This window comes from Limnoglobus sp. (assembly GCF_059499385.1).
Genome location: NZ_JCABYM010000129.1, coordinates 1 through 19,926, shown reverse-complemented (window position 1 = coordinate 19,926; position 19,926 = coordinate 1). Strand labels below are relative to the sequence as shown.

20 protein-coding genes are annotated in these 19,926 nt (G+C 68.5%); 13 read left to right on the top strand and 7 right to left on the bottom strand.

Features of this window, described 5'->3' with window-relative positions:
* The first annotated feature begins 88 nt into the window (after positions 1-88).
* Genes AC5JJ2_RS22645 through AC5JJ2_RS22635 form a run of 3 tightly spaced genes read left to right on the top strand, consistent with a single transcriptional unit; the run spans position 89 to position 1,328 of the window.
* A complete protein-coding gene (locus AC5JJ2_RS22645) occupies positions 89-628 on the top strand; it encodes a GNAT family N-acetyltransferase (protein WP_495860313.1) in 540 nt (179 codons plus the stop codon).
* Positions 607-1,095, top strand: a complete 489-nt coding sequence (locus AC5JJ2_RS22640) for a hypothetical protein (protein WP_495860312.1) — start codon at positions 607-609, stop codon at positions 1,093-1,095. The genes AC5JJ2_RS22645 and AC5JJ2_RS22640 overlap by 22 nt, the downstream gene beginning before the upstream one ends.
* Positions 1,092-1,328, top strand: a complete 237-nt coding sequence (locus tag AC5JJ2_RS22635) for an ATP-binding protein (protein WP_495860311.1) — start codon at positions 1,092-1,094, stop codon at positions 1,326-1,328. The genes AC5JJ2_RS22640 and AC5JJ2_RS22635 overlap by 4 nt, the downstream gene beginning before the upstream one ends.
* A gap of 79 nt (positions 1,329-1,407) precedes the next feature.
* Here the strand turns inward: AC5JJ2_RS22635 and AC5JJ2_RS22630 are convergent, their stop codons facing one another.
* The gene (locus tag AC5JJ2_RS22630) at positions 1,408-2,025 is read right to left on the bottom strand and encodes a sigma-70 family RNA polymerase sigma factor (RefSeq protein WP_495860310.1); all 618 of its coding nucleotides are present in this window, start codon (positions 2,023-2,025) and stop codon (positions 1,408-1,410) included.
* A 135-nt stretch (positions 2,026-2,160) separates the two neighbouring features.
* Between AC5JJ2_RS22630 and acnA the strand changes: the two genes are divergently transcribed.
* The 4 genes from acnA (at position 2,161) to AC5JJ2_RS22610 (ending at position 8,797) form a co-directional block, all read left to right on the top strand.
* Positions 2,161-4,839: an aconitate hydratase AcnA gene (gene acnA, locus AC5JJ2_RS22625; protein ID WP_495860309.1), complete on the top strand. Its 2,679-nt coding sequence runs from the start codon at positions 2,161-2,163 to the stop codon at positions 4,837-4,839.
* Positions 4,840-4,882: 43 nt separating this feature from the next.
* On the top strand, positions 4,883-5,491 hold the full coding sequence (locus tag AC5JJ2_RS22620; RefSeq protein WP_495860308.1) for a Uma2 family endonuclease: 609 nt from the start codon (positions 4,883-4,885) through the stop codon (positions 5,489-5,491).
* Positions 5,492-5,508: 17 nt separating this feature from the next.
* Complete coding sequence (locus tag AC5JJ2_RS22615; RefSeq protein WP_495860307.1) at positions 5,509-6,390, top strand: sugar phosphate isomerase/epimerase family protein; 882 nt, start codon at positions 5,509-5,511, stop codon at positions 6,388-6,390.
* A gap of 229 nt (positions 6,391-6,619) precedes the next feature.
* On the top strand, positions 6,620-8,797 hold the full coding sequence (locus tag AC5JJ2_RS22610; RefSeq protein ID WP_495860306.1) for an MASE1 domain-containing protein: 2,178 nt from the start codon (positions 6,620-6,622) through the stop codon (positions 8,795-8,797).
* Here the strand turns inward: AC5JJ2_RS22610 and AC5JJ2_RS22605 are convergent.
* The gene (locus AC5JJ2_RS22605; RefSeq protein WP_495860305.1) at positions 8,794-9,558 is read right to left on the bottom strand and encodes a hypothetical protein; all 765 of its coding nucleotides are present in this window, start codon (positions 9,556-9,558) and stop codon (positions 8,794-8,796) included. The two genes, AC5JJ2_RS22610 and AC5JJ2_RS22605, sit on opposite strands and share 4 nt — an antisense overlap.
* Before the next feature lie 380 nt (positions 9,559-9,938).
* Here AC5JJ2_RS22605 and AC5JJ2_RS22600 point away from each other — a divergent pair, with 380 nt between their 5' ends.
* Both AC5JJ2_RS22600 and AC5JJ2_RS22595 read left to right on the top strand, forming a co-directional pair.
* On the top strand, positions 9,939-11,318 hold the full coding sequence (locus AC5JJ2_RS22600; RefSeq protein WP_495860304.1) for an HD-GYP domain-containing protein: 1,380 nt from the start codon (positions 9,939-9,941) through the stop codon (positions 11,316-11,318).
* 66 nt (positions 11,319-11,384) lie between these two features.
* Entirely contained in the window at positions 11,385-12,128 is a 744-nt protein-coding gene (locus tag AC5JJ2_RS22595) for a CPBP family glutamic-type intramembrane protease (RefSeq protein WP_495860303.1), read from the top strand.
* Positions 12,129-12,141: 13 nt separating this feature from the next.
* Here AC5JJ2_RS22595 and AC5JJ2_RS22590 read toward each other — a convergent pair whose 3' ends face one another.
* The 3 genes from AC5JJ2_RS22590 to AC5JJ2_RS22580 form a co-directional block, all read right to left on the bottom strand.
* Positions 12,142-12,543, bottom strand: a complete 402-nt coding sequence (locus tag AC5JJ2_RS22590; protein ID WP_495860302.1) for an HNH endonuclease — start codon at positions 12,541-12,543, stop codon at positions 12,142-12,144.
* Positions 12,540-12,818, bottom strand: a complete 279-nt coding sequence (locus AC5JJ2_RS22585) for a hypothetical protein (RefSeq protein ID WP_495860301.1) — start codon at positions 12,816-12,818, stop codon at positions 12,540-12,542. Before AC5JJ2_RS22585 ends, AC5JJ2_RS22590 begins: the two co-directional genes overlap by 4 nt.
* Positions 12,819-12,881: 63 nt before the next feature.
* The gene (locus AC5JJ2_RS22580; protein ID WP_495860300.1) at positions 12,882-13,790 is read right to left on the bottom strand and encodes an NAD(P)-dependent oxidoreductase; all 909 of its coding nucleotides are present in this window, start codon (positions 13,788-13,790) and stop codon (positions 12,882-12,884) included.
* A gap of 118 nt (positions 13,791-13,908) precedes the next feature.
* Between AC5JJ2_RS22580 and AC5JJ2_RS22575 the strand changes: the two genes are divergently transcribed.
* Both AC5JJ2_RS22575 and AC5JJ2_RS22570 read left to right on the top strand, forming a co-directional pair.
* The gene (locus tag AC5JJ2_RS22575) at positions 13,909-14,676 is read left to right on the top strand and encodes a lipase family alpha/beta hydrolase (protein WP_495860299.1); all 768 of its coding nucleotides are present in this window, start codon (positions 13,909-13,911) and stop codon (positions 14,674-14,676) included.
* A gap of 192 nt (positions 14,677-14,868) precedes the next feature.
* Positions 14,869-15,288 (top strand): hypothetical protein, encoded by a 420-nt coding sequence (locus tag AC5JJ2_RS22570; protein ID WP_495860298.1) that lies wholly within the window; start codon positions 14,869-14,871, stop codon positions 15,286-15,288.
* Between the two features lie 117 nt (positions 15,289-15,405).
* Here the strand turns inward: AC5JJ2_RS22570 and AC5JJ2_RS22565 are convergent, their stop codons facing one another.
* On the bottom strand, positions 15,406-16,356 hold the full coding sequence (locus AC5JJ2_RS22565; RefSeq protein WP_495860297.1) for a class I SAM-dependent methyltransferase: 951 nt from the start codon (positions 16,354-16,356) through the stop codon (positions 15,406-15,408).
* A gap of 147 nt (positions 16,357-16,503) precedes the next feature.
* Complete coding sequence (locus tag AC5JJ2_RS22560; RefSeq protein ID WP_495860296.1) at positions 16,504-17,316, bottom strand: hypothetical protein; 813 nt, start codon at positions 17,314-17,316, stop codon at positions 16,504-16,506.
* A gap of 199 nt (positions 17,317-17,515) precedes the next feature.
* On the opposite strand from AC5JJ2_RS22560, the gene guaB reads away from it, so the two are divergent.
* On the top strand, positions 17,516-19,006 hold the full coding sequence (gene guaB / locus AC5JJ2_RS22555) for an IMP dehydrogenase (protein ID WP_495860295.1): 1,491 nt from the start codon (positions 17,516-17,518) through the stop codon (positions 19,004-19,006).
* On the top strand, positions 18,936-19,850 hold the full coding sequence (locus AC5JJ2_RS22550) for a hypothetical protein (protein WP_495860294.1): 915 nt from the start codon (positions 18,936-18,938) through the stop codon (positions 19,848-19,850). The genes guaB and AC5JJ2_RS22550 overlap by 71 nt, the downstream gene beginning before the upstream one ends.
* Positions 19,851-19,926: the final 76 nt, after the last annotated feature.

The window sequence follows — 19,926 nt, the reverse complement described above, 5'->3', positions numbered from 1 at the left end:
CTAACCCTCCCCCCCAAGGGGGGAGGGAACAAGAGTCGGGCCTCGCAAAGCCTCGACCCGAACTACAAATTGAACTGGAAACCTCCACATGCCCGACACGCCCCACGTTCGTCCCGCAACGCTCGCGGACGCGGACGCCATCCGCGACATCTACAACCACTACGTCCTCACCTCCACCTGCACGTTCCAGGTCGAGCCGGACACCGCGGACGAACGCCGCGATTGGCTACTCGACCGCTCTGCGGCCCACCCCGTCACGGTCGCCGACCTCGGCGGCGCGGTCGTCGGCTGGGCGGCCCTGTCGCCGTGGAAATCGCGGTGCGCCTACGCCCACTCGGTCGAGGCGTCCGTCTACGTCCGCCACGACCTGCACCGCCGCGGCGTCGGCCGGGCGCTCGTACTCGACCTGATGGAGCGGGCGAAGGCCCTCGGCCACCGCACGATCATCGGCGGGGCCTGCACGGAACAGGCCGCCAGCCTCGCGCTGCAGGAAGCCCTCGGGTTCGAGCGGGTGGCCCACTTCCGCGAGGTCGGGTTCAAGTTCGGCCGCTGGCTCGACGTGGCCTACATGCAGCTGTTCCTCCCGCCGGCGGGTACAATCCCGGTATGCGATTCCCGCAGCTCGTGATCCTCGCGTTCGACGACTGGCTCGGCAAGCAGCTCGCCCCGTTCGCGGCCGACCACCGTTGGCTGCTGAAGGAAGTCCGCCAACCGGGGGCGTGCCTGGCACTCCTCCGCGAGCCGCGGCCGACGGTCCTGCTCGCGCAGCTCAACCCGCACGCGGACGACGTGGCCGCCCCGCTCGCGTTCCTCAGCGACGTGTACCGGTCGCATCCGAGCGTGGCGACCGTCGCCGTCAGCGACGTGAAGCTGAGCGAGGACGAGCGGATCGCCTGGACCGCGACGGCCCTCGACCTCGGCGTCCGGTACGTGCTGTTCCCGCCGCTGTCCCGGCCGGTGCTGGAAGACCTCGTCGGCGGGCTGATGGCGGCGCTCTTGGAACGCGCGGGGCAGGCAGCCGCGGCCGAGGGTTTACCGGTTCAACCGAAGGCGGACCCGGTCATCGACCTGGCGGAAGAGGGGACGGCCGAATGAAGGACCTGCCCGTCGTCGATGAAACGAAATGCACCGGCTGCGGCGAGTGCGTCGAGGTCTGCCCGACGGACTGCCTCGGCATGGCCGGCCGAATCGCGTGGCTGCCGCGGCCCGGCGACTGCGTGTCGTGCGCCGCGTGCGAGTTGATATGCCCGTCGGACGCGATCCGTTTGGAGGCGGCTTCTACCCCTGGGACCGCGGGCGTCCCGCCCGCCACGCTTCCGGCCACTTGAGGCCGGTCCCCGTGTCGGGCAGGTGGGCGGGCGGGACGCCCGCGGTCCTGGCACTGCCGCGTACAAAAACCCGTTCTTCTTACGACAACCCTTCCAGGATTTGCTTCAGCCGGGTTAGTGCCCGCACGTACCGCTTGCTCGCGGCCGCCGGCTGGATGCCGAGGACGGACGCCGTGTCGTTGTTCGACAGCTCCTCGAAGTGCCGTAGGGCCAGCACCTCGCGGTCCACGGCGTCCAGTTCGTCGAGCGCCGCCTCCAACTTCAGTGCCTGCTCGTTACGGTCCGCGACGCCGCTGGGCGAGGTCAGCCCGGCGACGAGAATCGCGGCCATGCACGCGGACGTGGCCGGGCCGGCCGGCACGTCGAGCGGCTTCTCCTGCCGCACGTCCCGCCGCTTCGCCAGGACGTGCTCGCGGTGCAAGTCGGTCAGCCGCTGGCCGACGACGAGCCGCAGCCAGCCGAAGAAGTTCTGGTCCGGCTTCTCGAAGAAGTGCGGGTACCGCTTCAGTGCGTCGATGTACGCTTCCTGCAGCACGTCCGACGGCGCGACCCGGCCGTTCAGCCGCTGGTCCATCCGCACCTGCACCATCCGGCGGAGCTTCGCCCGGTGGATGTCGAACAGTTCGCCGAGGGCGGACGTGTCACCCCCGCGGAGGCGGTCGAGTAGATCGGTTTCGGGCGGCGTGAGGTCGGGCATGACTTGTATTTGAGCAGATTGTATTTGAGGGCGAAAGCCCAGGGTCGGCCGACCCTGGGCTTTCGCCCGTTGCTTTCTGCCCCGGCAGTTCTTCAATATCCTCCACCGGCTACTCGCTCACACTTTGAGGTCGTCATGCTGAACAGCTTCAATACCCGATCCGCCCTCGCCGTCGGGGAGAAAACCTACACGATCTTTAACCTTCGCACGCTCGAAGCGAAGTTCCCGGCCGCGAAAAACCTGCCGTTCTCGCTGAAGGTGCTGCTCGAGAACCTGCTCCGGACCGAGAACAACCTGTCCGTCCAGAAGAAGGACATCGAGGCGCTGGCGAAGTGGGACGCGAAGGCGGAGCCGGACGCCGAGATCGCGTTCACGCCGGCCCGCGTGCTGATGCAGGACTTCACCGGCGTGCCGTGCGTCGTGGACCTGGCGGCGATGCGGGACGCGATGAAGGCGCTCGGCGGCGACCCGGCGAAGATCAACCCGCTCGTCCCGGTCGAGCTGGTCATCGACCATTCGGTGCAGGTGGACGAGGCCGGCACGCCGATGGCGTTCGCGAACAACACGAAGCTGGAGTACGAGCGGAACCAGGAGCGGTACACGTTCCTGCGGTGGGGGCAGACGGCGTTCAACAACTTCCAGGTCGTGCCGCCGGAGACGGGGATCGTCCACCAGGTGAACTGCGAGTTCCTGGCCCGCGTGGTGTTCGTCGATGAGGCGGGGACGGCCTACCCGGACACGCTCGTCGGCACGGACAGCCACACGACGATGGTGAACGGCCTCGGCGTCCTCGGGTGGGGCGTCGGCGGCATCGAGGCCGAGGCCGCGATGCTCGGCCAGCCGGTGACGATGCTCATCCCGCAGGTCGTCGGGTTCAAGCTGATCGGCAAGCTGAAAGAAGGCGCGACCGCGACCGACCTGGTCCTCACCGTCACGCAAATGCTCCGCAAGAAGGGCGTAGTCGGCAAGTTCGTCGAGTTCTTCGGCCCCGGCCTGCCGCAACTGTCGCTCGCGGACCGGCTGACGATCGCGAACATGGCCCCGGAGTACGGGGCGACGTGCGGCATCTTCCCGGTGGACGCGGAGACGCTGAAGTACCTCCGGCAGACCGGCCGCAGCGACGAGCAGATCGCGCTCGTGGAGGCGTACTGCAAGGAACAGGGCCTGTTCCACGACGCGACCACCCCGGCCGCGACGTACACGGACACGCTCGAACTCGACCTGGCGACGGTCGTGCCGAGCCTCGCGGGACCGGCCCGGCCGCAGGACCGCGTGGCGCTCACGGACGTGAAGAAGAACTTCGGCGACAGCCTGCCGAAGCTGAAGGAGGCGGCGAAGAAGTCGGCCGGGCTACCGATGGCCGGCGCGCCGGCGGCGGAGTCGCTCAACGGCCACCTGCACGACGGCAGCGTCGTCATCGCGGCGATCACCAGCTGCACGAACACGTCGAACCCGTCCGTGATGGTCGCCGCCGGCCTCGTCGCGAAGAAGGCGGCCGCGAAGGGGCTGGCCACGAAGCCGTGGGTGAAGACGAGCCTCGCCCCCGGCTCGAAGGTCGTGACCGAGTACCTGACGAACTCGAACCTTCTCCCGGAACTGGAAAAGCAGCGGTTCCACGTCGTCGGGTACGGCTGCACGACGTGCATCGGGAACAGCGGCCCGCTGGCGGACGCGATCAGCCGGGAGATCACGTCGAACGGCCTCGTCGTGTCGGCCGTGCTGTCCGGGAACCGGAACTTCGAGGGCCGCGTCCACGCCGAGGTGCGGGCGAACTACCTCGCGTCGCCGCCGCTGGTCGTCGCCTACGCGCTGGCCGGGAAGGTGGACATCGACTGGGACGCCGAGCCGCTCGGCCAGGACCCGGCGGGCCGCGACGTGTTCCTGAAGGACGTGTGGCCGACGCAGCAGGAAGTGCAGGACGTGATCGACACGGCCATCACGCAGGAGAGCTACAAGAAGACCTACGCGAGCGTCTACGCCGGCGACGAGAACTGGCGGGCGCTGACCGTGCCGACCGGCGACCGGTACGCCTGGGTTCCGACCTCGACGTACATCGCGAACCCGCCGTACTTCGTCGGCATGGGCACGACCCCGCCGCCGGTGACGGACATCGTCGGCGCACGCTGCCTGGCCGTCCTCGGCGACAGCATCACGACCGACCACATCAGCCCGGCCGGGAACATCAAGAAGGACTCCCCGGCCGGGAAGTACCTGATCTCGCACGGCGTCGAGCCGAAGGACTTCAACCAGTACGGGGCCCGCCGCGGCCACCACGACGTGATGATGCGGGGCACGTTCGCCAACGTCCGGCTGAAGAACCAGCTGGTCCCCGGCGTCGAGGGCGGGGTGACGCGGTTCCTGCCGACCGGCGAGCAGATGAGCATCTTCGACGCGTCGATGAAGTACCAGCAGGCCGGGACGCCGCTGGTCATCCTCGGCGGCAAGGAGTACGGCAGCGGGTCGAGCCGGGACTGGGCGGCGAAGGGGACGAACCTGCTCGGCGTGAAGGCGGTGATCGCCGAGAGCTTCGAGCGGATCCACCGCAGCAACCTCGTCGGCATGGGCGTGCTGCCGCTCCAGTTCAAGGCCGGCGATAGCGTGGCATCGCTGGGGCTGACCGGCGAGGAGGTGTTCGCCCTGCCCGGCATCCAGGAGGCGCTGCGAAAGGTCGGGACGGGCAAGGTGTTCCTGACGGTGAACACCGGCGACAAATTCTTCGAGGCGCTGCTGCGGGTCGATACGCCGCAGGAGGTGCTGTACTACCAGCACGGCGGCATCCTGCCCTACGTACTCCGGCAGCTGCTGGCGAAGTGAGTCAACCCGCGTGGTAAACTGCATGGAAAGTTAGGAGGTGTCAATGACCGCCTTGCTATTACCGCCACCGGTCGCCATGCCCGTGTTCGTACCCAAGCCCCTTCGGTGGACCTGCGAGCAGTTCCACAACCTCGGCGACGCGGGCGTGTTTGAAGGACAATCCGTGATCCTCGTGGACGGGGAGATTCTGGACATGCCCAACCCGAACCCGCCGCACGACACCGGTGTTACGTTGACGATGTACAAACTGCTCGACGTGTTCCGTGTCGGGCATTTCCTTCGGGTCCAAACCGGATTACCGACGACGCTCGACACCGACCCCGTTCCCGACTTGGCCGTCATCGCCGGCTCGCCTCGGGACTTTTCAACCGCGCACCCGCAAACCGCCGCCCTCGTCGTAGAAGTCGCCGATTCGTCGCTACCGTATGACTCGGGCGGAAAATCGAATCTGTATGCCGCTGCCGGGATTCGAGATTATTGGGTGCTCGACGTGACCGGTCGGCAGTTACTCGTCTTCCGCGACGCCGTCGCCGACCCGACCGCCCCGCGCGGCCACCGCTACGCAACACAGCAGACGCTCAACGTCGGCGACACGATCACGCCGCTTGCCCAGCCCGCCGCGACGATCGCCGTTGCCGACCTCCTCCCCTGACCTCGGAGCCACACCTCATGCTCACCCGTCGTTCGTTCCTCGCCGTCGGCGTGGCGGCCGTTTCCGCGCCGCTCGCCGTCGGCATCGAGCCGATCAAGCGGCCGTCCGACAAGCCGGACATCAAGCTCAGCCTCGCCGCGTACAGCTTCCGCCAGGCGCTCGACCTGAAGAAGCCGACGATGACGCTGTTCGACTTCATCGACCTCGCGGCCGATCTGCCGCTCGACGCCGTCGAACTCACGTCGTACTACTTCGCCGAGACGACCGACGCCTACCTGGACAAGCTGCGGGCGCACGCGGAGAAGAAGAAACTCGCCATCTCCGGCGTGCCGGTCGGCAACAATTTCTGCCTGAAGGACGACGCGAAGCGGCGGGTGCAGATCGACCTCGTCAAGGACTGGACGGCTCGCGCCGCGCGGCTCGGCTCGAAAACGGTCCGCATCTTCGCCGGGAACCTGGAGAAGGGCGAGACGCTGGACGCGGCCCAGAAGCGGGTCATCGCGGCGACGGAGGAGTGTCTCGAAGTCGCGGCGAAGCACAACGTCCTGCTCGCGCTCGAGAACCACGGCGGCATCACGGCCACGCCGGAGCAGCTACTCGCGCTCGTCAAGCCCATCAACAGCCCGCACCTCGGCGTGAACATCGACACCGGGAACTTCAAGACGGCCGACCCGTACGCGGACGTGGCGAAGATCGCCCCCTACGGCGTCGTCTGCCAGATCAAGACAGAAGTGTTCCCCGCGGGCGGCAAAAAGTCGGAGGCCGACCTCGGCCGGTACGTCAAGATTTTGAAGGACGCGAATTTTCACGGCTTCGCCGCACTCGAGTACGAGGCCGCGGAAGACCCGAAGGCCGCCGTGCCGCGGTACGTGAAGGAGCTGAGAAAGTTGATCGGATGATGCCGGTACTTACGTCCACGCATTCCCCCGCGGCGGCCACCCCCGGCCGCCGCGAGTCTGTTTCCCGTCGTGATCGAATCGCTTCCCGGTTCGTCCCCCGTCTTGGTTTTGTAACCCGAGTATGGCGCGATCTGAAAATCCGCATCATTTCCCGACGTTTCTTCGATGAAATGGAAGTAGTCTTCCGCAACTCGGCATCGAGTTGTGTCGCCCGCTTGAGTCTTTATAGATGTCAACCCGCTCGACCACCGTTCACATCCCGGTCAACCGGCCGACCACCTGGTTCGTTTGGTGTGTTCAGACCCTCGGCCTGGCCGTCGCCTACTATCTGACCGCCCAGATCGGGCTGCTCATCCCGTCCGTCGGGTCGATGGTGTCGCTGTTCTGGGCCCCGATCGGGATCGCGGTCGCCGTGTTGTTCCGCGGTCGCCTCGCCTTGTGGCCCGGCGTCTTCGTCGGGGCGTTCGCCGCGAATTATCCGTTCGGCGGGCCGGTCGCGGCCGCCGGGATTGCGGCCGGTTCCACGGCGGCGACGGTGCTGATGGCCTACCTGTTCAAGCGGTACCGGTTGAACCCGCAGTTCGAGTCGCTGCACGACGTGGTCGTGCTGGTCGGCGTCGGGTTCGCCGGGACGGCCGTGAGCGCCGCGGTCGGCGCGACGTGGTCGGCGGCGACCGGGGCGTTCCCGTGGGCGAGGGCCGGGTACGCGTTCCTCATGTGGTGGCTCGGCGACGCCGGCGGGGTGGTCATCGTCGCGCCGGTCGTCCTCGCCTGGTCCGGCGGGTTGCTCGCCCGGTACCGCCGGAAGGGGCAACTCCGAAGCGTCCTCGTAAACTTCGGCCAAACGCTCGCCGTCTGCGGCCTGCTGTTCAGCGGGTACGTGCCGAACGGCCCGTGGTCGCTGCCGGCCGCCTTCCTGCCGTTCCTGTTCATCGCGTGGACGGCCGCCGTCCACCGGGCGTGGCCGGCCACCGTCCAGGTGCTCATCATCGGCGTGTTCGTCATCCTCTCCAACTTCCGCCAGCACGGGCCGTGCGTCTACCTGGACCCGTCGATCCGGCTGTACACGACCTGGGCGTACCTTATCACCGGGTCCGTCGTCGCCCTTGGGTTGTCCGCCCTGCTGGCCGAGCGGGACTACGTCGAGCGGAAGCTGCAAGCCGGCGAGGAAACGTACCGGGCGCTCGTCCACGACAACCCCGCGCTCATCTGCCGGTTCAGCACGGACGGCGTCCTCGTGTTCGTGAACGAGACGTTCCGCCGGGCGTTCCTGCTGCCGAAGATCGGCGACCCGAAGAGCTTCACCCGGACCGACCTCCGCAAGGCGAAGTCGTCCCACAACTTCTTCGAGACGGTCGGCCTGGCCCGCGACCCGGCGACGCTCGCGCAACTCCGCGACCTCGACAACCCGGACAAGCCGATCTACTTCGAGAGCAAGGTGACGACGCCGGCGAACGAGACCCGGTGGTTCCGGTGGACGGCGCGGGCGGTGGACATGGCGAGCAGCGTCGTCGTCGAGTACCACGCCGTCGGGCTGGACGTGACCGACCAGAAGCGGGCCGAGGCCGAGCGGAAGGCGCTCGAGGCCCAGGCGATCCAGACCCAGCAGTACGAGGCCATCGGCGTGCTCGCCGGCGGCATCGCCCACGAGTTCAACAACGTCCTCACCAGCGTCATCGGCAACACCGACCTGTCACTACTCCTCTTGCCGCCGGACAACGAGGTCCGGCCGATGCTCGCCGACGTGCTGGAGGGGGCGCAGAGGGCCGCCGAGTTGACGAAGCAGCTCAGCATGTTCGCGGGGCAGACCGACACGCACCGCGGGCCGGTGAATCTGACGGAAGTGGTCCGGTCGTCGCAGCAGCTCATCACCGTCGTCGTCGCGCGGCACTCGCCGATCCGGTACGAACTGGCCGAGGAGGGGGCGATCGCCATCGCCGACGAGTCGAAGGTCCGTCAACTGCTCATGAGCATCGTGACGAACGCCGCGGAGGCGACGGTGGACACGGAGTCCCGCAGCGAGATCGTGATCCGCACCTCGACCGTCGCCCTCGGGGAGAACACGGCCGCCCGCGAGTGGGTGAACGGCAACGAGCTGACGCCCGGCGAGTACGTGCAACTCGAGGTGACGGACACCGGGTGCGGCATGAACACCGCTACCCTCGCCCGCGTCTTCGAGCCATTCTTCACCACGAAGTTCCCCGGCCGCGGCCTCGGCATGGCCGCCGTGCTGGGCATCGTACAGGACCACCTCGGGGCGATCCAGGTGAACAGTCAGAAGGGCCGCGGCACGACCGTCCGCGTCCTGTTCCCGGCGATGAACGCGCAGGTCGATCACCCCACGCCGATCCCCCGCGGCCGGCGGACGGTCCGGGTCGGCGCGGCCGACCTGGTCCGCAAGGTCTAGGACCCCGGCGGCTCGGCCGCCTTTTCGTCCGCGGCCGGCTTCATCGGGCGGGCGGGCGTCGCCCGCGGCGGGGCCGCCCCCTGCGACCCTTCCAGCCGGGCCAGCTTGATCTGCACCTCCTGCAACCCGGCCTGGACCTCCTTCAGCGTCTTCTCGATCTCCTTGTGCTGCGCGTCGCGGTGCGCCTTCCGCTCGCCGTCCGCGGTCTGGTTCTTGTCCACGTCCTGCCGCAGTTTCGTCACGTCGTCGCGGGCCGCCTTCGCCTCCGCGAGCAGGGTCGTCACCTTCTCCTTCAGCCCGTCCACAGGGGCAAGCTCCTTCCGCGCGGACTCCAGGTCGGTGCAGTTGCGGGCCAGCCTCTCCTTGAACCCGTCCAGCTCGGCCCGCAGCGTCCGGATGGTCGCGTTCTGCTCGTTGTTCTGCGCCTGGAGCGTTTGCACCCGGTCCCAGTTCGAGGTCATCCGCGTGCCGAACTCGTCCTTCTTCACCAACTCCGCCCGCTCCTCGGACAGCTTCGCGACGGCCGCGCGGAGTTCCGAGATACTCGTGCTGAGGCTGTTGAACAGGGTGATGGCGACGAGCGCCACGATGCTGAGGATCGTCCCGCCGAACACCCGCCAGAACATGCTCATGCCGCCCTCCTCCGCGGCCTTCGGCTTCTCGGCCGCGTCCGCGGCCCGCAACGCGGTGGCGAGGACGGGCGTGTCGTCGGTGCTGTCGAAGACTTCGGTTTGGTCGGCCGGGGAACGTCGCGAGCTCACGGCAGGGTCCTTCCCGTCGGGTGTGGGTGGTGAATGGTATGAGAGTGAGCGGGCGGGTATAACTTGCGCCGCGGCCGGACGCAACCCCGCTCCGCGCGACTGGGCACGCTGGCAAAGGTGGATCGGCTGCCAACCTGACAGGTGACACCGCCACCGCCGCCACCGCCACGGGGTGGCCCCCTGGCGGAATCGCCACCTGGGTTGACGCGACACCTATAATGATAATTTGTACACATCGACAAGAACGGGCATTTTCGCCCGCACGACCGGCAAAATCGGCTCAAGTTACCACCGCCGTGTGCCGATACCCGTGGCGGGGGATCGTCCCGTGCGGTTCGGCTGGGGGGCCGGCCGCACGCGACGACTGAACGGGGTGGCACATGTCGGACACGCGGCAACTGCTGGCGAAAATCTCCGCGTTCCGCGCACGCCTCGAAGACGTGCCGCGGCTCGTCCCGGCGGGCGACGCGACCGCCCTCGCGGAGCCGGGGCAACTCGCCCAGTCCGTGCAGCGGCTCGCGGCAACCTATCCTTCCACTGCCGTCGCGACCGAGCCGCCGAAGCTGACCGCCCGCGCCTTCCGGCTGCTCACGGACGCGAAGCAGATCGTCGATCACCAGAAGAAGATCGCCACCCAGCCGTTCGCGGACGACGACCCGCTCGCCGCGTTCCACCGCGGCACGGTCGGGCTGACGGATTCCGCCCTGCGGCTCGCGCAAATCTTCCCGCCCGCGGCCGAAGCCCAACTCAAGATGTGCGACGGGTTCGAGCACCTGCTCAAGGTCATCCGCCACCGGCTCGGCGTCCTGGAACACGCCATCGCCCTCCGCCGGTCGGACGAGTCGCGGCTGGAGCGGCTGTCGTTCCTGCTGACGGCCATGCACACGGGCCGTGCGGTTCATGTGAACGCCTTCGTCGATCTCGCGGAAGTCATCCTCGACGATGCGCGGCAGGGCGGCCGGATGCGGTTCCTGTCCTGCGACCCGACGACGGACGGCGTGGCGAAGTTCGTCGCGTGCCATTCACTGAACGTCTGTCAAGTGCTCGCCCGGCTGATCCCGCACGACTACGAGTGGGCGATGAAGCCGACGCTGCCGGTCATCGCGGCGCTGATGATGGACGTGGGGATGCTCGACGTTCCCGCGGAAGTCTTGGCGAAGGCGGACCAGTTGACGGACGACGACCGCCGGAAGATCGAGGGTCACGCCTTCCGCTCGTCCGAAATCATCGCGCGGGCACTGCCGGAAACCGCGCCGCTGTCCGAGATGGTGCTGGCCCACCACGAGCGGCTCGACGGCACGGGCTACCCGAGCGGCCAGCGGACGGACGACATCCCGACGCTGCCGCGCCTCCTGGCCGTGGCGGACGTGTACGCGGCACTGATGGCCGCCCGCCCGCACCGCCCGGCGACGGACCCGCGGGCGGCGCTCACGGAAGTGATGCTCCTCGCGGAGCAGGGGAAGCTCGACCGCGACTTCGCCGAGTACTTGCTGCACCTGTCGTTCCACCCGGTCGGCACGGTGGTGGAGTTGACCGACGGCCGCGTCGCGGTGGTGGCGGCGACGCACAACAGCCGGACGAACCTGCGGGCGTCGATGCGGCCGGTCGTCGCGGTGCTGACGAACGCGGACGGCGAGATGCTGCCGCGGCCGGAGTTCGTGGACCTCGCCGCGGCCGGCGTCGGGAGCATCGTGCGGGCCTTGTCCGCGGCCGAGCGGCGGGCGAAGCTCGGCGAGTGGTATCCGGACCTGTGCCTGTGACGAAATGCCGGGCGGCGGCGGGCGAATAACCGGAATCCTCGCACCGCCGCCCGTTCCGAGACTGCCGTGGCCGAACGCAAAGACCCCAGCTACCTCGCGGCCACCCGCCACCCGTGGGCGTGCTTCCTCTTCTTGCTGCCGCTGTTCGCCGTCTACGAGGTCGGCATCCACTGGCTTGGCGGCCCGAACCCGGACGGCCTCCGCAACGGGGCCGACATCTGGCTGCGGTGGTTCCTCGAACGCTACGGCTTCGGCCAACTTTGGGCCGTACCGCTCGTGGTTCTCGGGCTGTTCCTCATCCGCTCGCCGTTTGAAAAGGATCGGCCCAAGAAAATTGTTTCGACGTGGTTCGGGATGCTCGTGGAGAGCGTCGGGTATGCCTTCCTGTTGTGGGGCATCAGCCGGAACTTCCGCCCGCTGATGGAGCTGGCCGGGCTGCCGCTGAACCAGATTCAGTTCAAGACGGTGGCGGCCGGGCAGTTCGTGACGTTCATCGGCGCGGGCATCTACGAGGAAGTGCTGTTCCGGCTGGGCCTGTTCTCGCTGAGCGTGTTCCTGCTGCGGTGCGTGCTGTTCCCGAGCGTGGTCGCGGTCCCGGTGGCGGGGGTGTTCGCGGCGGGGGTGTTCGCGGCGGCGCACCACGTCGGCCCGTATGGGGAGCCGATGCACACGCCGGTGTTCCTGTTCCGGGCGCTGGCCGGGCTGTTCTTCACGGCGATCTACGTGGCCCGCGGGTTCGGGATCGCCGTCGGGGCGCACGCCGGGTACGACGTGCTGGTGGGGGTGGTGGTGAACCCTTCGGGCAACTGACAACGGCGGTCGATCATCCTGCCTCGATGGAATCGACTTCCGCCCGCAAATCGACACGAACCTGGGCGTTCATGACCAACACCCTCACGGTCGTCCGACCCGTGGCCGTCCGGCCGAAGATTCGGTTCCCTTCAACTCGGAAATGCTCGGACCATTCCTGACGACGGGGGTGGAACAGCGGGACAATCGCACCGGTGTCCGGGTCGATGCCCGCGAGGTTCGGCCCCTTGTGGTGGTTGCAGTGGGAGCAGGCCAGCGCGAGGTTGTCCGGGTCGTCGTCCCCACCGTGTTGGATCGCGATGACGTGTTCGGTTTGGTACGTGACGAACGGCTCGTCGTCCTGCCGCATCCGACAGTATTCGCACCGATGGCCGGCTCGTTCGCGGACGAACCGGCGGGTCGCGGCCCCGATCATGACGCCCGACGGGCCTTCAACACCGACCGCGCCTTCGCCTGAAGGACGGCGATCATGTTCGTCGCCCCGACGAGGTTCGCGTACTCGGCCAACTCGTCGGCCGTGAGTTGTCCTTCGTGGTGGCGGTCGGCCAAGTCCTCGATCCGTGCTTGAACCGTGGCGTCCGCCCGCAAATCGACGATGGCCTGCGCCACCTCCGGCGTCAGTGCGTCGCGGATCGGGTTGAGCATCCGGTCGAACATATCGTTGTCCGGGGCCGATGGCGTCGCGATCATGGTTCCATTCCACGGGGTTCGTTCACCCACACTGTACCCGAATCCGACCGGCCGTGGAACCCGTTACCGCTTCACCCCGCTCATCGCCTCCAGCGCCAGCAGCAGGGCGTGCGTCCCCTTGCGGCCGTAGCCGATGGCCCGCACGCTCTCGTACAGCTGCTTCGCCAGCGCCAGGCCCGGCAGCGACAGGTTCATCCGTTCCGCCTCCTTCAGCGCGATGCCCATGTCCTTGATGAAGTGCTCCACGTAAAACCCCGGCTCGAAGTTCCGGGCCAGCATCCGCGGCCCCAGCACCTCCAGCGCCTTGCTCCCGGCCGCCCCGACGCTCACGCTCTTGAACACCGTCTCCAGGTCCAGCCCCGCCTTGTACCCGTACAGCAGCCCCTCGCACACCGCGATCATGTTCGCCGAAATCAGAATCTGGTTCACCATCTTCGTGTGCTGCCCGGCCCCCGGCCCGCCCTGGTGAACGATCGTCTTGCCCATCGCCTCGAAGATCGGCGTCACCGCGGCCACCACGCCCTGATCGCCGCCGATCATGATGCTGAGGGCCGCGTTCTTCGCCCCCACGTCGCCGCCGCTGACCGGCGCGTCGAGCGACGCTACGCCCTTCGCTTTCGCGGCCTCGTAAATCTCGACCGCCAGGCTCGGCTCGCTCGTCGTCATGTCCACCAGGACCGTGCCCGCCTTCGCCCCGGCCAGCGCCCCGTCCTTCCCCAAAAACACCTCCCGCACGTCGGCCGGGAAGCCGACGATGGCGAACACCACGTCGCTCGCCGCGGCCACCGCCTTCGGCGTGTCCGCGAACGCCGCCCCCTGGTCCAGCAGCGGCTGGGCCTTCTCCCGGCTACGGTTGTACACCGTCGCGGCGTACCCCTTCTTCATGGCGTGCTCGCACATCCACCGGCCCATGACGCCGGTGCCGATCCAGCCGATGCGGGTCTTGCCGGGGGTCGCGGTCGAAATTTGCATGGCGTAGAAACCGTGAAGGTGCTAGGTTAGTCCCGTTCAGAAACCGTGTCCGATTTGTTAAACCGCCACGTCCCGAATCGCCGACATGGTACGGATCGCCGAACGGATTGCAACCGACATGAACGTGCCTGTCGCGCCGACGCTGCGTGCCCCGATCGTGCTCCTCCACGGCCTGTGCGGGTTCGACCGCATCCTCGTTTGCCGCCGCCCGGTGAAGGAATACTTCCCCGGCATCGGCGACTCGTTGCGGGCCGCCGGGAACCGCGTCCTCGTGCCGCGGCTCAGCCCGACGGCCGGCGTCGCCACCCGCGCCGCGGAGTTGCTCTCGTACCTGAAGCGGGAAGTCGGGCCGCAGCCGGTCCACGTCGTCGGCCACAGCCTCGGCGGGCTGGACGCCCGGTACATGATCTCGAAGCTCGGCGGCGAGAACCGCGTCCTGTCGCTGACGACCATCGGCACGCCGCACCGCGGGACGACGTTCGCCGATTGGGGGCTGTACCGGATGGCGCGGTTCTTCCGCCCGCTGCTCCGCGCCGCCGGACTGCCGGAGGATGCGTTTCACGATTTAACGATCGACGCGTGCCGGCGGTTTAACGAGGACGTGCCGGACGCGCCGGGCGTGCGGTACGCGTCGGTCGCCGGGGTGTGCGAGAGGCCGCTGCTCGCGGCCGTCTGGTGGCTGCCCTCGCGGATTGTCGCCAAGGCCGAGGGGCCGAACGACGGCGTGGTCAGCCTCGCGAGCGCGACGTGGGGCGAGCGGACGGACGTGTGGAACGCCGACCACCTGAACCTGGTGAACTGGCCGAACCGGAAGGCCCGCCGCCGCGGGCTGTGGACCGACCGGGCCGCGGACTACGGCCGGCTGCTCGCGCGACTGGAACAGTAGGCACATCCCCGCCCACCCCATCGACTGCCGTTTCCGCCGCCCTCGGCAACTCTGCACGAACCCGACCGGGACTTGAATCCGGTTCGCACATTTTTTTCGCTGTCCCCGATTCGACGAATCCCTTCCCGCCGATGCCAGACGTGCCGCGAAACAATCAGCGGCCTCGATTCTTCACTTTGAAAGGAACACACCATGCGTCACGGACTGATGATGCGGACCCTGGCCGCGGCCGCGCTCGCCCTCGTCGTCGGCGGGTTCGCCCAGGCCGGCGGGAAGAAGGACTGCGACACGTGCGCCCCGGTCGTCGTGAACGGCGTCGGCACGGCCGCGGACTGCGGCGGGTGCAGCGCGGGCACGAAAAAGGCGCTGCTCGGCAAGCTCGCGGGCGGCAACGCCTGCTGCGACGCGAAGTTCGCGCTCGGCAGCTCGAAGGGGTTCTTCGCGGCGTGCAACCCCGGCTGTAGCGACCTGCCGATCAGCGTGTTCCACGGGGCGAACGGGTGCGGCGGCCTCAGCGGGCTGCGGAAGAACTGCCCGACGCCGATCTACGGCCCCGGCATCGGCGTCCCGGCGAACAGCTGCCACGGCGTCTACAGCCACCTGTTCCGGTAAGACCCAGACTTCCGAAGTCCGGCTTCGACTTCGGAAGTCGATGCGGCAATGACACCCGTTTCTCGCGAACGCCCCTCCGTGGGATCGACTTCCGAAGTCGAAGCCGGACTTCGGAAGTCAGGTCTTGTCCGTCACCTCCAACCACACACTGCTCGCCCCCGTCTCCGGGGTCGCCTCCGCCCGCCGCAACGCCGTCGGCATCGCCGCCCGCACCGCCTCGGCGTGATGCGCCTCCAGGTACGACGGGAACAGCACCACGCGATACCGCCCGCCACTCGTCAAGACCGCTCGCAGTAGGTACGCCTCGTTCCACGCCCAGCCGCGGTCGTACCACGCCTTCGGGTACTCGAACGGCCAGAAGATGTCGTGGACGTGAACCAGCACGCCCGGCCGCAGGGCCGGGAGCACCTCGAAAAACAGGTGGTTCACGTCCGACCCGATCTTCGCCACGTGCGACGAGTCGATGAACAGGATGTCGTTCGCCCCCAGCCGGCGGAACACGTCCAGCGGCACGGCCTGCACCGGCTTCTCGATCAACGTGCAACTCGCGCGGTCCTTCGCCGTCAAGAGCGCGTTCAGCCGCGTCGGGTACGGCTCGATGAACGTCAACTCCGGCGACACCCCGAGCCGGTCGCGAACGTCCAGCATCAGCGCGGACGAGAACCCGGACCCGACCTCGACGACCCGCCGCGGCCGGACGTGGCGGAGGACGCCGACGAGGTACGCCGCGTCGGCGTAGGAGAAGAACTCGTTCTCGAAGTGGTAGCGGAACCCCGGCGTCGGCCGGTCCGGGAACGGCAACTCGCCGGCGAGCTGCTTCAACAGTTCGAGTTGCCCCGCAACTCGCAGATCAATTCCCGGCAACGCCGTCGCGGTCGCGAGCCGCGGGTGGTCCCGCTCGATGTCGGCGTGGTCCGGCAGCGGCGACGCGAAGTGCCCCGGCGGGAACGCGAGGAACCGACGGTTCGGACTTCGCCACAGCGCGAGCAGCCGCCCCAACCAGCGGAGCGAGTGGTAGACGCGCCGCCCGCCGGGCAGCGCGGCCAGCAGGGATTCGAGCGTGGGCATCGCGGGTAGTCTAGCTCGCTAATCGTCGCGGGGCCGCCGGCGGCGGGGCTGGGACCGCGGGCGTCCCGCCCGCCCACCTTCCCGGCCGCGGGGACCTGTCTCAAGTGGCTGGGGCCGTGGCGGGCGGGACGCCCGCGGTCGCAGGATTTAATCGTCGTCACGGGGCCGCCGGCGGCGGGGCTGCTCGCCCTCGTCGTCGTCCGGCCGCGGCGGGCTTTCCTCGTCCCGCGGCGTCTGCCGGGCACGGTCGGGTTCCGCCCGCGGTTCCTCGTCCTCCACGTACCGGCTGCGGCCCCGCCGCCGGGGGACCTCGGCCGGGACGTGGTACGCCGGCGTCCCGCCCCACCGGAACAGGAAGACGTGGACCGCCAACGACGGCAGCCACACGGCGAGGGCCGCCAGCGCCGATTCGTAGAGGCCCGGCGGCAACTCCCGTTGGAACTGCATCACGAACAGGAACGTGAACGCGAACACCACGATCATGCCGCCGACGGCGATCCGGCCGCCGGTGAACACCCGGCGGACCGTCGGCCACTCCTTGTCCCGCGTGCCGAGCGCGCCGACGAGGTAGAACGCGCCGGCGAGCAACAGGCCGGCCAGCGTCATCCCCCACCCGGTCCGGGACGCCGCGCTCCAGTCGTCGTTCGCCGCCACCGCCGGCCGCCCGAACCCGCCGGGGACCATCATCCGCTGCGGGGCCGGGCCGGTCAGTTCGAGTAGTTGCAGCCAGTGGGACAGTAGGATCGTCGCGCCGAAGTGCGCGACCAGGACGCCGAGGGTGTACAGGAACCAGTACGCCGTCTTCAGCCCGAGTTCCGGGTCCGGGTGTTCCGCCTTCGCGTCCCGCACCCGCAGGGCGACGTACACCAGCGCGACGAGGAACAGCAGGAACGGGACCGCCGTGGTCAGGATGAGGAAGAAGCTCAGGCCCGCGACGAGCGCCCCGGAGAATGGGTCCATGTTCGGCCGCCTCGGTGTGGGAGTAGGGATCGACCCGGATCATATCCCCCGCACGACCCAACCCCTAGCGAAAACCGCGGCGGACCCTTCACGCCACCTTCGCGGTCGGAAGTGGCCGCCCTTGCTATAATCCCCCATCACCGTTATTTCACACGACCCCGTGTTCCCGGCGGCCGCGGGGCCATCCCGAGGGCACGCCATGCAGGACCGGATCGCGTATCAGGGCATCACCTTCGACGACGTGCTGCTCGAACCCGGCTACAGCGAGGTCGTGCCGAAGGACGTGGACGTTCGCACCCAACTCACCCGGTCCGTCCGGCTGAACGTCCCGATCATCTCGTCGCCGATGGACACCGTCACCGAGAGCGAACTCGCCATCGCCCTCGCCCAGGAGGGCGGCATCGGGATCATCCACAAGAACCTGTCCGTCCCGGCCCAGACCCGCGAGGTGGACAAGGTCAAGCGGTCCGAGAACGGCATCATCACCGACCCGGTCACGCTCCCGCCGGACGAGACCGTCGGCAACGCCCGCCGGATCATGGAGCAGCACCACATCAGCGGCGTGCCGATCACCGTGAACGGCTACCTGAAGGGCATCCTCACCCGGCGGGACCTGAAGTTCCTCGCGGACAACGACCAGAAGCTGTCCGAGGTGATGACGAAGGAGAACCTGGTCACGGCGGTGGTTTCGGGGAACGAGGCCCCGACGCTGGAGGAGGCGGAGCGGCGGCTGACGAAAAATAAGGTGGAGAAGCTGCTCCTGGTGGACGATGAATACCGACTGAAGGGGTTAATCACGATCAAGGACATTGACAAGGCGCAGAACTTCCCGAACGCGTGCAAGGACACCCGCGGCCGGCTGCGGGTCGGGGCGGCGATCGGGGTGCTGGACTTCGAGCGGGCGCACTCGCTCATCGACGCCGGGGTGGACGTGCTGGTCGTGGACTCGGCGCACGGCCACTCGCGGAACGTCGTGGAGACGGTGAAGGAGCTGAAGCGGCGGTACGCGATCGACGTGATCGCCGGGAACGTCGCGACGGAGGCCGGGGCGAAGGCGCTGGCCGACGCGGGGGCGGACGGCGTAAAGGCCGGCGTGGGACCGGGGAGCATTTGTACAACGCGGATCGTGTCGGGCGTGGGCGTGCCGCAGATTTCCGCGATCCACAACGCCGTCAAGGCGCTGAAGGGGTCCGGCGTTCCCGTCATCGGGGACGGCGGCATCCGGTACTCCGGGGACATCACGAAGGCCCTCGCCGTCGGGTCGCACAGCGTCATGATCGGCGGGCTGTTCGCCGGGCTGGCCGAGAGTCCGGGGCAGGTGATCCTCTACCGCGGGCGGACGTTCAAGGCGTACCGCGGCATGGGGTCGCTCGGGGCGATGCAGGCCGGCAGCGCCGACCGCTACCAGCAGGGCGGCGGGACGGCGAACGGGAAGATGGTCCCGGAGGGCGTCGAGGGGCGGGTCCCGTTCAAGGGGCCGCTCGCGCCGTTCGTGTTCCAGTTGGTCGGCGGCATCCGGTCGGGCATGGGGTACGTCGGAGCCAGGACGCTCGAAGAACTCAGGACGAAGGCCCGGTTCATCCAGGTGAGCGGGGCGTCGGTACAGGAGAGCCACCCGCATGACATCTCAATCACGCAAGAAGCCCCGAACTACAGCGTGTCGAACTACGGCACGGCGGACGGGGATTAGCCTCGCCGTCCTCGCGGCCGTCGGCGGCGGGCTGTTCGCCCAGCCGCCGGCGAGTGTCCCGCCGTCTGCCGTCACCGGCCAGCCGCCGCCGAAGTGGACGCCGTTCCAACAAGTCCCGACCACGCCCGGCGTGCCGGTCGGCACGCTCCCGAAGCTGACCGTCACGGCCGCCCCGATCCCGACGCAACCGGGCCTCGTCCCGAAGACGCTGACGTTCCAGAAGACCGCCGGCGAGACCGCGCCGGTGAGCGTCCCGGCCGTGCCGACGGCGTTCGTCCGCCCGCCGCAGGCGGAGCCGAAGAAGGACGAGCCGCTGCCGAAGAAGGACCCGCCGGCCGTGACCGAGGGCCGGCAGCCGGAGCTGACGAAGGGGACGCTGCCGAACCGGGACAACGTGTTCCGGCTCACGTCCGACAAGGACCTGGACGGCCGGATTCAGCAGGAACTCGGCAACCGCCGCGACCCGTTCCCGGTCCCGGCCCCGCTGTCCACGGAGCCGCTGACGTACCGGCCGAAGACGGAAGCGTACCCGCCGATGCAGACGCGGCTGGAGCCGAACTACGTGATCCACCGCCGGCTGTACTTCGAGGAGCCGAACGGGGAGCGGGCGGCGTGGGACCTCGGGCCGGCGCAGGCGTTCGTGTCGTCGCTGTACTTCATCAAGGACGTGGCCCTGCTCCCGCACAACTACGCGTCGGGGGTCCACAAGAACCGGTACGACACGAGCGCCGGGAAGTGCATGCCGGGCGGCCCGACGCCGTACTACCTGTACCCGCCGGGGTTCACGGTCAGCGGCCTGCTGTTCCAGGTCCCACTCGTGACGGGGCTGGCGCTCATTTACTAAACCCCCGTCCGGGGTTCGTTGTCTTGTTCCCTCCCCCCTTGGGGGGGAGGGTTAGGGAGGGGGGTGAGCTACCCGC